Below are 12,986 nucleotides of genomic sequence, written 5' to 3'. Positions count from 1 at the left end.
CTCCTTGGGCCTTAGCGGATTGTTAGGAGGGGATTTCTCTTTAGGATTATCAGATCTTGGACCTGACTACCGGGCTGCCGCATACCATATGCGGTAAGAACTAATGAGTTCACTGACTATCTCTATTCAAGATTCAAGATTAGTCGTGTTTAATAATTTTATCGGTCTGGGAGGTGGTTTTTTCTTTTGCCAAATTCATAAGGTTCTCATCTGCGTCAATCAATAGGATTCGGGAATTAAGTTTTTCTACAATGGCGGCGCTACACATTTGGCGCAGCGAAGAATTAGGCTCCGATAAGTCTAAGAGCCAGTCGCTAGGGATTTCTAGAAAGTAGTCGTTGCAAGCCTTGGTGATTTCAGCTGTGCTGGCTTGGATGAACGCCGGCAGGTGGTCTCTTTTTTGTCCCTCAATTATCTCATTTATAACTGTGGCGTTAAATACGATGCCTAGCTGTGCATCAATGTCTACGCGGGGTTTTGTGGGTTTATTGATTTTATATGGAGTGCTAATTCCATTTCCAATCCTTCCTACATAAATTCCAGCAAGAATTGCAGCCGGCTTTCCAAGCTGGCAACTGTGGTTTCCATAACGTACTAGCCCAGAGCTATTGTAATAAAGAACAGGTGCGCCGGACATTCCGCTTCGGGAAGCACTGTCCACTAAGAATTTTCTTTCCCGATTCCAGCCGGTTTGTACAGATGAAGCGACCGTAGCTCTTTTCCATACGGGTTCATAGGTTTGGTCCTGAACATTCATGGGGTAGCCAGGAATAAATAGCTCGTCAGTTACATCGACTTTTTCGAACCACTCCTTTACTACGCTGTTGTTTTCTATTAAGTAGTTTTGTATCGGGAATAGCTCGGAGTTTACGTAAGCAGGATTGCCGGCTAGATAAAGGCGAAGCGGATCAGGGATTCCGTTCTCGTTCGGTAAATTTGCAATGTGTTCCTCTTTTGGGTCGAATGGGATTGCTACTACATCTATCCTTGGATAATTAATTGGGTGTATAAAATAGTTAGAGGTTTCCTCTCCAAGGAGCGGCAGTATTAGTCGTTCGCGTAAAACTACTCCGCCTCCTTTTACCGAGATGTTCACAGCCAGATAATCAGGTACGGCACCCATGTGGCTAAGGGTTTTAAGAGTTTCTGGGTGTCTGCCGGTCACATTGTGCCAAGCGGTAATAATGTAATGCTGAGCTTTGTGTAAATAAATAAAGCCGGTTCCAATTGCAAGCTCCATGTTTCTGAAGTACATGGTGAGATGAACGACTGAATGGTTTAACTTTGACATGAGATTATCCAGTGCATGTAATTGGTCAGCGTATCGCACGCATCACTTTGAATGGAGAGTATGCATCTCTAAGCTGACATGCAATGGATCCACGGAATAAGCCAAGAACAATAAAGACGGACAACGCTGAAAAAAGCTCAGCTAGAGGAAAGCCGCGAGTACGGTGACCCGTATAGGGGGGCCCCCTTTAGGAGGACCCACAATTTTCCTGGGAGGAGAGGCATACTCCGACAAATCAGGGCATGATCTTGCCTGTGTCGGAGCGATCTACCGCGCTTTCTTTCGCTGATGGTTTACCCCTCAAAAGGGGCTCGGGGAGCGCTAACCTACTGATAGGGAAATATAGGTGTTCCATGTGTTCCATGTGTTCCAGAACAGCTAGAGGCCAAGCAATACAAGGCTTTCAGAGGTGGAACACAAGAAAAGAAGAACCGGAACACCGCCTGCACGGAACACGTTTGGTGTTCCGCGAGTGTTGTTCCGGTTTGATGTAGATCACCACCTATGGCGATGACAGGTGCATGAATTACGCTGCTAGGATTTGCTCTACAGCGATCCCTGATGCTTTGTCACTTACTGTACGTTCGCTGATGAACTTAGGGCCTATGGGAGCCTGTAGAGGCACATATAGATCATGCAGTGAGCTATTCCACCCCAGCGCTTTCCGAGTGGCGTGTAGCTGTGCTGCGACATTTACAAGTTCCTGTGCGGTTTTGTCCAGGCGGTCGGCCAGCAGGAAGCGAGCTGCTCTTAGTTGATCCTTGTGGAGATTGGTTAAAAGCTGCGTGGTTTCGGCTACTGCTTCATCAAGCTTTTCGATTTCAACTGTCAGCGCGTTCACAACGGTCGCGGCTCCGCGTTTGCCTTTTGTTGTCAGCGCCACTTCCTCAGACGCGATTTTGAGCGCCTTCTCAGCGCGTTTTTCTGCTGCATCGTCTCCATTGCTCAATGCGTTCGCATACTCCGCTGCGGCCTGCTGCTCCGCAAATTGCGCTTTTTCAATTTGGTCTTTTCTGTCTTTTTCCAGCCTCTCCAGCTTGCTTAAAACCTTTGCGCGTTTGTCCTGTAGTTTTCGAAGCTCGGCTTGAGCTTGCCGGCTATCCTTTTGTGCTGTTTTGATATTTTCAGTTGCGAATTGAACACCGTCTTCCCACTCAATCAGCACCTGTAAACGTTTGATTTCGGCGACGTGCCCTTCGATCTTCGATTTCACGTTGTTGTGAGCACTAGTCGGCTCATATGGATATTGGGCCCGATTGAGGCGAGACATTTCAAACCGCTCTATGGACTCCTTGGCCGCGGTGGCGAGAGCCGGGAGCTGCTTTTTGAGTTGTTCCACTTCGGTTTGGTGCTGCTTGAGTTGCTTCTTGTATTCGCTCATTGATCGTTTTCCATTGGAGAATTGGAGGGTTCATTCGAGTTGGTGTGGGCAGGCCAGGCCCAAATCTGCCGGCTGTTCCTCTCTATGTTCCTAAGCATCAAGCTGCTTCGGTTTCAGAGGAGAGGAGTGCATTGGCATGCACCACATAGGCTCTCGTTTTTGATAGGCCGGGAAGGCGTACAGACTGCGCTGCGCGTCCCTCTGCGCTTGCCTCCAATATTCCGCGTGCAATCAGTTCACGATTCACTAGGGTGAGGCTCATCCCTTTAAAGACCTCAGCCCTCCAGGCTGTGGGTAAGAAGTAGTAGGTGACTAGTGTGTAAATGCCGTCTCCCATGCCGTGTTCGACGGTGCGTCGGAAGCCTAGGCGGTCAGCAGTTCGAGGTGCGTGATCGTCCGTCTTGGCTGCGATGCCGTCCCAGCGTGTAAAGCGACTTTCACCGAATCGCTCTATCACCTGGCGCAGGCGATTGACGATGGCATCACCTTCCATGTTCCCGGCGCCGCCGCGCTCCTCCAGCCACGCGTTAAGGCACACTTGTGCCGCTGTCGTAGCTGTACCTTCTGGCCAGCCTGTAATGCCAAGCGCAGTGGCCAGCTCTCCAGCTGCCGCTGCTAACCCAAAACGAGCAGCCGCTCGGTGCGCTTGGCCACTGGCCGTAGCAGGTAATGACTTGCTGATGAAACCCTCAAGGGACCTGCGCAAAATTGCAGTCCACCCAAGTATCTCCCCGGGCTTGCACAGAGCTTTCAGAAACGCGGTGAGCGGTGTTCCGTAATACTTGGCCACGCGAGCTTTGAGTGCGTCTGAAAGGGTGGCGGCATCTTCGAACCCACTCAATATGTCGAACATACCAAAGCCCTTGCTTGCGTCCGCAGGCACGGCCAGCATGCGTATTTCCATGCCAGCCTTTAGCTCCTTGTTTGCATCAGCCATGTGTTGTGCAAGTGTTTTCTCTCCAGTTGAGAGGAACAACAAACGCCACTCTTGTACTTGTCGGCCTGCTTGGCCTCGATCGTTGGCCCGAGCCTTGCCCGTACCGTTGCCGAGCATGTAAACCGTCTCGCCAACTATGCGCGGGTCGCACATGCCAATTTCATCAAGCACCAGAACACCGTCTGAGTGAGCTGCGGCAATGGACTCCAGGGCGTTGTCCGTCGAGCGCCAAGAGCGTACCAATCGCGGGCCTCCGTAGACCGAGGCCGCTACCTGAAGGTGGGTGGTCTTACCGCCTGAACTGTCACCGTACAAGTGAAAGCCGCCCGACTCATGCCCTAGTAGATGGAGCAACGGACCAGCAAATGCCACGCTAACCACGAACGCTAGTCGGTGATTACCTACGCATAATGCTCCGATCTGCTGCTGCCATTGCGTCAGTGTCCCGCACTCGCTAATGGGAGGTAGTTGCGCTCCTGCATCACAGAAAAATAGGTGCTCATGGCTATTGCCAATTTGTTGATCGGGTAGCAAATAGGCTGGTCCATGCCATCCTAGCCGGGTAACGAGTCGAGCCCTTTCCGTGCTGTCGAAGCCTTGGAGGTAGCTTTGAAGGTCGTTGCGGGCATTGCGTCCTGAGCGAGTGCCAGCCAAGCGCAGCCCCATATCCACCAAGGGGCCCAAAACATCCTTGCCGAAGTCTCCAGTCATGTTTCGGGCAGGAATGTTCCAGCGTTTCTTCGCGCCATCAGGATCATCGAACTCGACCAGCAAGCCCCAGTTATGTCCTTTGTCGTCACGAGTGCGAGCCAGGATATCTAAGGGGGAACAGACAGGTCGGGACTCGCCGTCGTCTCCGGTGTAAAACACGCCCTCTGGAGTTACACGGAAGCCACTGGGTAATAGGTCGTTTTTTGATTTCGTCGTGGGTTTGACCGCTGGTATTTCTTTTGCTAGTTGATTGGTTTTTCCATTCGGAGATGTATTGAAAAACTCACCGCTGCGCACCAGCTCGGCAACGTGGTCAGCGGTCCAGCCCTTGGTCAGTGCGTCGGCAGCGTCGTCGCCCTCTGCCCACTTGCCGCCTTTTGCAAGCGAGAGCTTTCCATCCTTGGTCGTGGGCTTGCGCTTGAATACCTCAAGCTCCACTCGCTGTACTGACTCTGCACCCAGCTCAAGCAGCCTCGATTCGATGGCTTCCATGCACGCTTTACCGCTGGCATCGTTGTCTGGCCAGAGCAGCACCGACCGCCCTTTGAGCGGCAGCAGGTCGGCCTTGTGCCAGGAGTTCGAACCGTTCGGCCAGCAGGTGGCCACGTACTCAGGCATCAACTCAGCCGCGGCGTCTGCGGCCTTCTCGCCTTCACACAGCACCACCGGGGCGTCGATACGCTGGGCCAACTCATCCAGGCGCAGCAAGGGGCGTGGTTCAGGCAGTCCCTGCCAGCGCCATTGAGTTGTTTGGCCATCGGAGCGTTTGCACCAAGTCAGCGGGGCAAAGACCTTTCTTGGCTTGCCGTCTTCATCCGGACCCAGGTCGAAGCGATACAGTGCCATGACCGGCTGACCTTGAGCATCGCGGTAGATCCAAACCTTGGACGGTTCGCCGTGTTGTCGGTGTTTGGCCGGGCATTTACTCATAGCCTCCGCTGGGATTGGCTGGATGGCGATCCACTCGGGCGACTTGCTTTTGGTCGGTGTGGGTTTGGCCTGAGCTGTAGCTGTTCCAGCAGAAACGCTCAGCAGATCCGCGAGCTTGTTGCAGGCTTCCACATCTGTGCCGCCGTCGAGGTAGCGCACCAGGTCAATCAGGTCACCGCCCTTGTCGCCAGTGGCGAAGTCCGACCAGGTGCCTTTGCTCAAGCTGACCTTGAGCGAGCCTGCGCGTTTGTCGGTGCGGGTGGGATTGGGTGCTGTGTATTCCTTGCCTCCGTCCACGCGCTTGCCGTGGGGCAGCCAATGAGCCAGAACGCGGTCGATGTTCTTTAGGGCAGCGCTTTTCACATCTGCAAAGCTGGGCCGTTTTGAGGTACTGCCAGTGCGTTGAGTCATGGCGTGGCTCTCTTCGCAAATAGCGAATCGTTCACGTCATCGAGCAGCGCTTTAGCCATTTCACCGAGGTAAAGCGCGCACCAGCTGTAGCGCTCACTTTTTTCAGTCATGGCAGCGTCTAGGGTCAGTTGGTTGGCGTAGAACTGGAGGAGCGAAACCGTTTCGAGTGCATCCTCGATCGACACCCCGGCGTTGACTCGAAAGAGGGATTGGCCGTTGGTGCTGTCAAAAAATGAAGCCCGGCCCAACGTGGTCTGAGTGGTCATAGAGCACCGCCTTTCTGATCCAGCGGAACGGACGTAACGTCAGCGTGTAAGGCGAGTGTCTTGATCAGGCCGAGGGTGCCGCGAACGTCCCAAAGAATGGCGGCGATGACGTGGTTAGCGAGACGCGAAGATTCGCTTTCGAAATGATCCTCGAGCAGAGTCAGCACGGAATCGGCGCGTGTAATAGCGCAGGTGATGGCGTCAATGGGAACACCGGCTTCGGCGTTCAAGCTGACGCAAAGAAGATCTTCGGGCAGGGCGCAACTCAGGGTGTTGTTCATTGGACACCCCCTGTGGTTTCCAGAGCGCGAGCCTTGGTCATGTGGGCGTTGTAACGGGAGAGGCGTGTAGCGAGGCTGGAATTGGCGTGTAAAGCGGCGAGAGCCATAGCCCTGTGGGCAGCGGCGCGAATTTTGGACGGATTGAGGGCGTGCATGGGTGTAGCTCCTGTATGTGAGGAGCTGCCACGATTCGTCGCCAAACGAATAAGGGTGGCAGCTGTGCGCGGGTTGGCGAACCGGGCATACAGGACCCCGGCAGACCCGAAGGTCTCCCACGCACAGCCGCCATAACATGGATATGCGGGCACAAAAAAAGCGCCTGCAATCGTAATGGGGGCGCCTGTGCGCCTGTATGGATTCGGGTCGCCAAACCCGTTCGCTGATTCTGCAGCGACAGCCAGAGAGTAGCGTCCGTTTTTTGAAAGTGCAACTGCAGTGATGGCTTGCAGATTTTTCAGGTGCGGCATAAATTGCTCGTGCATGTAGATTTACCTCAACGCCTCCGGATCGCCCCCGGGGGCGTTTTCATTTCAGGCATGAACTTCCCGGCGCAGGGAAAGCAGAGGAAGGAAGTCGCCCTCGATGCAGGAGCGTGCGTCTTCGTAGGCGTCGAGCTGCTGGCCCTCGTCGACGATGACGGCGTGAGGCGGCATGCAGGGCAACGCGAGCGCGCACCAGGTGCCATCAGCCCAACTCATCACGGCCACTACGTGGTCTCGTCTGGCCTGTTCGGTTCGGTAGCGCTCCAGGCGTTGCATGCATCGCGATGAAAAGCCGATTTTTCGAAGAACGGAGAAGGGCTGCAGGACGGCTAGGTGAGCTATATGCTTTTTCATGCGGCCACCTGATCGCGTGCTGCGATGCGGGCTCGTGCCCAGGCTTGTACCTCGGAGAGAACCCAGGCAACTGGCGCTCCGCGAGCATTACTGTTAGTTAGCTTTACGGCCTTCGGGAAACCACTTTCTGGCTGGTTCATGAGCTTGTATATGGTGGGGCGTGCAAGGCCGACAATGTCCATCACTTCAGCTATTCGGATGAGTGTTACAGCTGGGTCACTTGGCTTGGAGTCGCCTGCGGCAGAATGGGTGCGAGACGTCTTCACTTTTCGCTCCTCATGCTTACGGAGTGAGCATGCGTCTGACTTTCGAGCCATGCAGACACGTCCTGAGAGCGATAGCGCACACGACTGCCCACTTTGAGGTAGGGAAGCGGATTGCGGCGAGAGCTCCGCCATGCAGCCAGTGTGCGATGCGACAGGCCGAGGGTGGTTGCTACTTGAGCGGGTGTGAGCAGGTCCTCGGAACAACGCAAAAATAAGGGGGGGAGGTGTGACGTTATCGTAGTCATATAGCGCTTCCTGTAGTCGTGGAACGATTCAGGGCTAACGCTACGAGGAGGGAGAGAAACGAACGGCAGTTCATTTCCCTTTTAGATGAGCACTCCGCCTGTGACCAAAATGTTGCGAAGTTGTTTTTTTGAAAGTTTGACGCTTCCACCGGGCTGTTTCAGCGCAGCGTCAGTGCCAGCGATGATGCCAACGAGCTCTCTTCGAGAGCGTCCATCATTGAGTAGGCGCTTCCCGTGGGAACATATACTTCGATCTCGGTCAGCAGTGTTCTCTTTGCGTATCTTCGCGGAGCTCCTACCAGCCTTACTCGTAGCAGCGCTGATTCTAATTTTTTCGCTACTGCTCAGCAGGGGAGATGCATATACGCTTGCGAGGGTCATGTAGTAACGGGCAACACCCATCAAGTCAGCGACGTTTTCTCGTACTTCGATTTCCTGTTGAGCTTGCTCGTGGCGAACCTCATTTAGAAACATGTTGAAGCTCTTCGGTTTATTTTTAGCCAAGGTCGCCAGCGCGTCACGTCCTACGGTGTAAAGCTCGGTATCGAAGTCAGCCATCCAGCGCGCTAGCAGTTCAATAGCGCGGCATGCCCGATCTATTGCAAATGCCGCGACGCATTGGCAGTCAGTTACAGCTGACTCGGATAACTCTCCAATCGTCCAGCGAATACAGCGAGGCAAATCATCTTGCGAGCGGTTGAAGCTTTGCCGAATGTTGTACGAGAGGCGCCGGACCTCAGTCATGACTCGCTTAGATTCAGCTGACCAAGCACCGTCCTCTTGATGACTCGCCCAGTAATGCTGTCCCTCGCGTATGAGTTCCAAAGCATCATCGATGCGCTCGGCAAACTCCTCGTAAAGCTCGAGGTTCTCCAGGGGCTCAACGATCTCCCAACCGTCGATGTCGAGAGGTGCATTAAGGTACAGATGATTATTCATCTTTCCTCCCCGCGCCCCGTATGTGTGACCGAGAAAACGCGGGCGGCAGCGCTTGGCGAGGCGAAAATGCCACCAGTGTGGAGGGTGAGGTTTTGTCTGGAGGCGCGTGTGAATCTGGAACACCGTTGGTGTTCCCGTAGCAAAGTGTTCCACCCAAATACGTATGGTGTTCCCGTGCTGGAGATCCCGCATTTATTGAGCTTGAGCGGATCTGGAACACATGGAACACGCGGAACACACGTTTTTTGAATAGTTAACGAGTGCATGCTCAGAGGGCCTTTCCGAATTGACCCTGAACAACGTTCCCCCGCTCCAGGGCGTCCAGGCGATCGGCGTACCACTGCATCATCGTTATGCGTTGTTCGAGATATTGAGCCTTGTTGTAAACCCCTGAAATTCCTTCCTCTTTGTGGGCGAGTTGGGCTTCAACGTGTTCCTTAGGCCAGCCATGCTCTCGAAGCAATGTACTTGCAGTATGTCGGGTGCCGTGGCCCACAAGGCGCCCCTTATAACCGATGGTGGCAAAGACTTTGTTGATCGTATTTTCACTGATGGTTGGGTTCTTGGCGCCCACTCCGGGAAACAGCCAGCGACTGCGGCCAGTCAGGCACTGAAGTTCTTTTAATGCGGCAATAGCTTGATGGGGGAGAGGGCACACGAAGTCCCGGCGCATTTTCATCTTTGCGGCTGGTGTCGTCCAAGTGGCCTTATCGAGGTCGAACTCTTTCCATTCGGCCAAACGAACCATGCCCGGTCGTGAAGCAGTCCAGATGCAAAGCCATGCAGCAGTTCGGGCCGTCAGTCTGCTGGGTGTATGTTTAAGCGCGGTGAGGAACTCACCTAGCTCTGGTTCGAGTAGGTGTGGGTGCTGTTGAGTCTTGGGCGCTTGAGCAGCTATATCCCGAAGGCGACTTCCCGGGTCATTCTCTGTGAGCCCTAGGCCGATAGCCCGCCCAAATATCTGGTTGATCCAGGTGCGGCACTTTTCCGCCACGTTGTGTGCATCTCGGGCTTCGATGGATGCTTGGAGTTCGGCGCAATCGGTGCGGGTAATTTCGTCGAGAGGTTTGTCTCCCAGTGCCGGGAGAATGTCCTTGTCGAGGTAGGTGCGGATTTTGTTGAGTGTAGAGAGGGCCAGTCCCTTTTCTTCTTTTGCCTTTAGCCAGGCGTCAGCAGCTGCTCTAAATGTTCGTGTCTTGGCTGCATCTATGGCGGCCTTGGCAGATCGCTTTTGCTCAAGGGGGTCAGCTCCGCTGCTTATGGTCTTGCGCAGGTCGGTAGCTTTTTCCCGGGCCAGTGCACCACTCACCTCGGGGTAACCCCCTAGACCCATCCAGGCCCAATTGCCCGTAGGGCGCTTGTAGCGTAGCTGCCACGATTTCCCCCCCATCAGGCTTAACCCTGAAGTACAGGCCGTTTCCGTCCAGCTCACGGTACTCTTTTGCTTCAGGTTCCAGCCCTGCAAGCGTGGTGTCTGCCAGAGGGCGGCGCTTGATGTCTGCGCGCTTCATCCTTGTATCCCAAAGTTCGGTATTTTTCTCAGGATACAAGCAGGGATACAGGGATACAACGGATAAGGGGAGACAGGGGTAGATAGGCAGGCACAAAAAAACCGGCCAAGTGGCCGGTTTCTCTGGGTCTGAGAGGCTGGTAGAGACTCTCAGATACTGCTATGTGGTGCCCCGAGGGAGACTCGAACTCCCACTTCTTGCGAAAACGGATTTTGAATCCGCCGCGTCTACCAATTCCGCCATCAGGGCTCAATGGCGGCGAAGTATAGAGAGGCAGTTACCGTTGGTCAATCGGCTTTCGTGGTCAATTTTTAGTTATTCCGCTAAACTTTCCGGCCCTGCTAGACGAACCCCATCATGCGCGTTGCTGACTTTACCTTCGAGCTTCCTGATTCGCTGATCGCCCGCCATCCTTTGGCCGAGCGTCGCGGCAGCCGTCTGTTGACCCTGGATGGGCCAACCGGCGCCTTGGCCCACCGTCAATTCACCGATCTGCTGGAGCATTTGCGTCCGGGCGATCTGATGGTGTTCAACAATACCCGGGTGATTCCGGCCCGTCTGTTTGGCCAGAAGGCCTCCGGCGGCAAGCTGGAGATCCTCATCGAGCGGGTGCTGGACAGCCATCGTGTGCTGGCCCATGTGCGCTCCAGCAAGTCGCCCAAGCCGGGGTCGAAGATCCTGATCGACGGCGGTGGCGAGGCCGAGATGCTGGCGCGTCACGACACGCTGTTCGAGCTGGGTTTTGCCGAGGAGGTGCTGCCGCTGCTGGATCGGGTCGGGCACATGCCGTTGCCTCCTTATATAGACCGCCCGGATGAAGGCGCGGACCGTGAGCGTTATCAGACCGTGTACGCCCAGCGTCTGGGGGCTGTTGCGGCGCCTACGGCGGGGCTGCATTTCGACCAGCCGCTGCTGGAGGCCATTGCCGCCAAGGGCGTGGAGACTGCGTTCGTGACCCTGCATGTCGGCGCCGGCACTTTCCAGCCGGTGCGGGTCGAGCGTATTGAAGATCACCATATGCACCACGAGTGGCTGGAAGTCGGCCAGGACGTGGTGGATGCGGTTGCCGCATGCCGTGCTCGCGGTGGTCGGGTGGTGGCGGTGGGCACCACCAGTGTGCGCTCCCTGGAAAGTGCCGCGCGCGATGGTGTGCTCAAGCCGTTCAGCGGCGATACCGATATCTTTATCTACCCGGGCCGGCCGTTCCATGTGGTCGATGCCCTGGTGACCAACTTCCATCTGCCGGAATCCACGCTGTTGATGCTGGTTTCGGCGTTCGCCGGTTATCCCGAGACCATGGCCGCCTATCGCGCCGCGGTGGAAAATGGATACCGCTTTTTCAGCTACGGTGATGCGATGTTCATCACCCGTAATCCTGCGCCGACCGCTCCCAAGGATCTGGCCCCCGAGGAAACTGTATGAGTCGCACTTGTCGTATGTCCTTCGAGCTTCTGGCCACTGATGGCAAGGCTCGTCGCGGTCGCCTGACCTTCCCCCGCGGTACGGTGGAAACCCCGGCCTTCATGCCGGTGGGCACCTACGGCACGGTCAAGGGCATGCTGCCACGGGATATCGTCGCCACCGGCGCCGAGATCATCCTCGGCAACACCTTCCACCTGTGGCTGCGCCCGGGTACGGAAGTGATCAAGGCCCACGGTGACCTGCATGATTTCATGCAGTGGAATGGCCCGATCCTCACCGACTCCGGTGGTTTCCAGGTGTTTAGCCTGGGGGCGATGCGCAAGATCAAGGAAGAGGGCGTGACCTTCGCCTCGCCGGTGGACGGCGCCAAGGTGTTCATGGGCCCGGAAGAGTCGATGCAAGTGCAGCGCGACCTGGGTTCGGACATCGTGATGATCTTCGACGAGTGCACCCCGTACCCGGCCGATGAAGATGTGGCGCGGATTTCCATGGAGCTGTCCCTGCGCTGGGCCCAGCGTTCCAAGAATGCTCACGGTGACAACACGGCGGCGCTGTTTGGCATCGTCCAGGGTGGCATGCACCAGGACCTGCGCATGCGTTCCCTGGAAGGCCTGGACAAGATCGGTTTCGACGGCCTGGCTATCGGCGGCCTGTCGGTGGGCGAGCCCAAGCATGAAATGATCAAGGTCCTGGACTACCTGCCGGGCCAGATGCCTGCCGACAAACCTCGTTACCTTATGGGAGTTGGCAAGCCGGAAGATCTGGTTGAGGGTGTGCGCCGCGGTGTGGACATGTTCGATTGCGTGATGCCAACCCGCAATGCCCGCAATGGGCATCTGTTCATCGATACAGGCGTGCTGAAAATCCGTAACGCGTTCCATCGCCATGATGATTCGCCGCTGGACCCAACTTGTGATTGCTACACCTGCCAGAACTTCTCCCGTGCCTATCTGCATCACTTGGACAAGTGTGGGGAAATGCTCGGGAGTATGCTCAATACCATCCATAATTTGCGCCATTACCAGCGTCTTATGGCTGGTTTGCGCGAGGCTATTCAACAAGGTACATTGGCCGCCTTTGTCGATTCCTTCTATGCCAAACGCGGGTTACCCGTGCCGCCTTTAGAATAAGTTCTAAAGACGTTAAGCCACTAATTTTGCAATTATCGGAGTGTTAAATGAGCTTTTTGATCCCTGCCGCGTATGCGGACGCCGCTGCACCTGCCGCTGCCGGTCCTGCTGGCACTGGTTTCGAGTGGATTTTCCTGGTTGGCTTCCTGGTCATCTTCTATCTGATGATCTGGCGCCCGCAGGCCAAGCGCGCCAAAGAGCAGAAGAACCTGCTCGGCAGCCTGCAGAAAGGCGACGAAGTTGTGACCACTGGCGGTATCGCCGGCAAGATCAACAAGGTGACCGACGACTTCGTGGTTCTGGAAGTGTCGGACTCCGTTGAGCTGAAGTTCCAGAAGGGCGCGATCGCTGCCACGCTGCCAAAAGGCACGCTGAAAGCCATCTAAGTTTCATCTTTTACCAATCGACGGGGCGCGCAAGGCGCCCCGC

12 protein-coding genes, 1 tRNA gene and 1 pseudogene are annotated in these 12,986 nt (G+C 55.4%); 3 read left to right on the top strand and 11 right to left on the bottom strand.

Features of this window, described 5'->3' with window-relative positions:
- Positions 1-139 precede the first annotated feature (139 nt).
- The 11 genes and pseudogenes from ACMGF8_RS29815 to ACMGF8_RS29765 all read right to left on the bottom strand — a co-directional run bounded on the left by ACMGF8_RS29815 (position 140) and on the right by ACMGF8_RS29765 (position 10,254).
- Positions 140-1,291 carry a hypothetical protein gene (locus ACMGF8_RS29815; protein WP_416758174.1) on the bottom strand — a complete coding sequence of 384 codons (1,152 nt, stop codon included), beginning with the start codon at positions 1,289-1,291 and terminating at the stop codon, positions 140-142.
- Positions 1,292-1,817: 526 nt separating this feature from the next.
- On the bottom strand, positions 1,818-2,672 hold the full coding sequence (locus ACMGF8_RS29810; RefSeq protein WP_416758173.1) for a hypothetical protein: 855 nt from the start codon (positions 2,670-2,672) through the stop codon (positions 1,818-1,820).
- Between the two features lie 97 nt (positions 2,673-2,769).
- A complete protein-coding gene (locus ACMGF8_RS29805) occupies positions 2,770-5,661 on the bottom strand; it encodes a DUF927 domain-containing protein (protein ID WP_416758171.1) in 2,892 nt (963 codons plus the stop codon).
- The gene (locus ACMGF8_RS29800) at positions 5,658-5,927 is read right to left on the bottom strand and encodes a DUF3077 domain-containing protein (protein WP_305948579.1); all 270 of its coding nucleotides are present in this window, start codon (positions 5,925-5,927) and stop codon (positions 5,658-5,660) included. The genes ACMGF8_RS29805 and ACMGF8_RS29800 overlap by 4 nt, the downstream gene beginning before the upstream one ends.
- A complete protein-coding gene (locus ACMGF8_RS29795; RefSeq protein WP_416758168.1) occupies positions 5,924-6,208 on the bottom strand; it encodes a hypothetical protein in 285 nt (94 codons plus the stop codon). Before ACMGF8_RS29795 ends, ACMGF8_RS29800 begins: the two co-directional genes overlap by 4 nt.
- 530 nt (positions 6,209-6,738) lie before the next feature.
- Positions 6,739-7,044 (bottom strand): hypothetical protein, encoded by a 306-nt coding sequence (locus tag ACMGF8_RS29790; protein ID WP_416758166.1) that lies wholly within the window; start codon positions 7,042-7,044, stop codon positions 6,739-6,741.
- Positions 7,041-7,361 carry a helix-turn-helix transcriptional regulator gene (locus ACMGF8_RS29785; protein ID WP_371826165.1) on the bottom strand — a complete coding sequence of 107 codons (321 nt, stop codon included), beginning with the start codon at positions 7,359-7,361 and terminating at the stop codon, positions 7,041-7,043. Before ACMGF8_RS29785 ends, ACMGF8_RS29790 begins: the two co-directional genes overlap by 4 nt.
- Complete coding sequence (locus tag ACMGF8_RS29780; RefSeq protein ID WP_305948582.1) at positions 7,307-7,555, bottom strand: helix-turn-helix domain-containing protein; 249 nt, start codon at positions 7,553-7,555, stop codon at positions 7,307-7,309. The genes ACMGF8_RS29785 and ACMGF8_RS29780 overlap by 55 nt, the downstream gene beginning before the upstream one ends.
- 81 nt (positions 7,556-7,636) lie before the next feature.
- Positions 7,637-8,494 (bottom strand): hypothetical protein, encoded by an 858-nt coding sequence (locus ACMGF8_RS29775; protein ID WP_416758163.1) that lies wholly within the window; start codon positions 8,492-8,494, stop codon positions 7,637-7,639.
- A gap of 268 nt (positions 8,495-8,762) precedes the next feature.
- A pseudogene (locus ACMGF8_RS29770) lies at positions 8,763-10,005 on the bottom strand (tyrosine-type recombinase/integrase).
- A gap of 164 nt (positions 10,006-10,169) precedes the next feature.
- Positions 10,170-10,254: transfer RNA gene (locus ACMGF8_RS29765), tRNA-Leu, on the bottom strand.
- Positions 10,255-10,362: 108 nt separating this feature from the next.
- Between ACMGF8_RS29765 and queA the strand changes: the two genes are divergently transcribed.
- The 3 genes from queA to yajC are packed head-to-tail and all read left to right on the top strand — an operon-like array spanning position 10,363 to position 12,943.
- The gene (gene queA / locus ACMGF8_RS29760) at positions 10,363-11,427 is read left to right on the top strand and encodes a tRNA preQ1(34) S-adenosylmethionine ribosyltransferase-isomerase QueA (RefSeq protein WP_102860388.1); all 1,065 of its coding nucleotides are present in this window, start codon (positions 10,363-10,365) and stop codon (positions 11,425-11,427) included.
- 14 nt (positions 11,428-11,441) lie between these two features.
- Positions 11,442-12,557, top strand: a complete 1,116-nt coding sequence (tgt, locus tag ACMGF8_RS29755) for a tRNA guanosine(34) transglycosylase Tgt (RefSeq protein WP_161799191.1) — start codon at positions 11,442-11,444, stop codon at positions 12,555-12,557.
- A gap of 47 nt (positions 12,558-12,604) precedes the next feature.
- Positions 12,605-12,943, top strand: a complete 339-nt coding sequence (gene yajC / locus ACMGF8_RS29750; RefSeq protein ID WP_011063224.1) for a preprotein translocase subunit YajC — start codon at positions 12,605-12,607, stop codon at positions 12,941-12,943.
- Positions 12,944-12,986 lie beyond the last annotated feature (43 nt).

Source organism: Pseudomonas sp. BNK-7 (genome assembly GCF_048072025.1).
Taxonomy (GTDB): Bacteria; Pseudomonadota; Gammaproteobacteria; order Pseudomonadales; family Pseudomonadaceae; genus Aquipseudomonas; species Aquipseudomonas danubii.
The sequence above is the reverse complement of the archived record's forward strand: the minus strand, read 5'-3'. Positions and strand labels throughout refer to the sequence as shown.

Coding starts and splice junctions, on each gene's coding strand:
- ACMGF8_RS29790 (WP_416758166.1), bottom strand. CDS start 7,044: ATGAAAAAGCATATAGCTCACCTAGCCGTCCTGCAGCCCTTCTCCGTT.
- ACMGF8_RS29795 (WP_416758168.1), bottom strand. CDS start 6,208: ATGAACAACACCCTGAGTTGCGCCCTGCCCGAAGATCTTCTTTGCGTC.
- ACMGF8_RS29775 (WP_416758163.1), bottom strand. CDS start 8,494: ATGAATAATCATCTGTACCTTAATGCACCTCTCGACATCGACGGTTGG.
- tgt (WP_161799191.1), top strand. CDS start 11,442: ATGTCCTTCGAGCTTCTGGCCACTGATGGCAAGGCTCGTCGCGGTCGC.
- ACMGF8_RS29815 (WP_416758174.1), bottom strand. CDS start 1,291: ATGTCAAAGTTAAACCATTCAGTCGTTCATCTCACCATGTACTTCAGA.
- yajC (WP_011063224.1), top strand. CDS start 12,605: ATGAGCTTTTTGATCCCTGCCGCGTATGCGGACGCCGCTGCACCTGCC.
- queA (WP_102860388.1), top strand. CDS start 10,363: ATGCGCGTTGCTGACTTTACCTTCGAGCTTCCTGATTCGCTGATCGCC.
- ACMGF8_RS29805 (WP_416758171.1), bottom strand. CDS start 5,661: ATGACTCAACGCACTGGCAGTACCTCAAAACGGCCCAGCTTTGCAGAT.
- ACMGF8_RS29780 (WP_305948582.1), bottom strand. CDS start 7,555: ATGACTACGATAACGTCACACCTCCCCCCCTTATTTTTGCGTTGTTCC.
- ACMGF8_RS29785 (WP_371826165.1), bottom strand. CDS start 7,361: ATGGCTCGAAAGTCAGACGCATGCTCACTCCGTAAGCATGAGGAGCGA.
- ACMGF8_RS29810 (WP_416758173.1), bottom strand. CDS start 2,672: ATGAGCGAATACAAGAAGCAACTCAAGCAGCACCAAACCGAAGTGGAA.
- ACMGF8_RS29800 (WP_305948579.1), bottom strand. CDS start 5,927: ATGACCACTCAGACCACGTTGGGCCGGGCTTCATTTTTTGACAGCACC.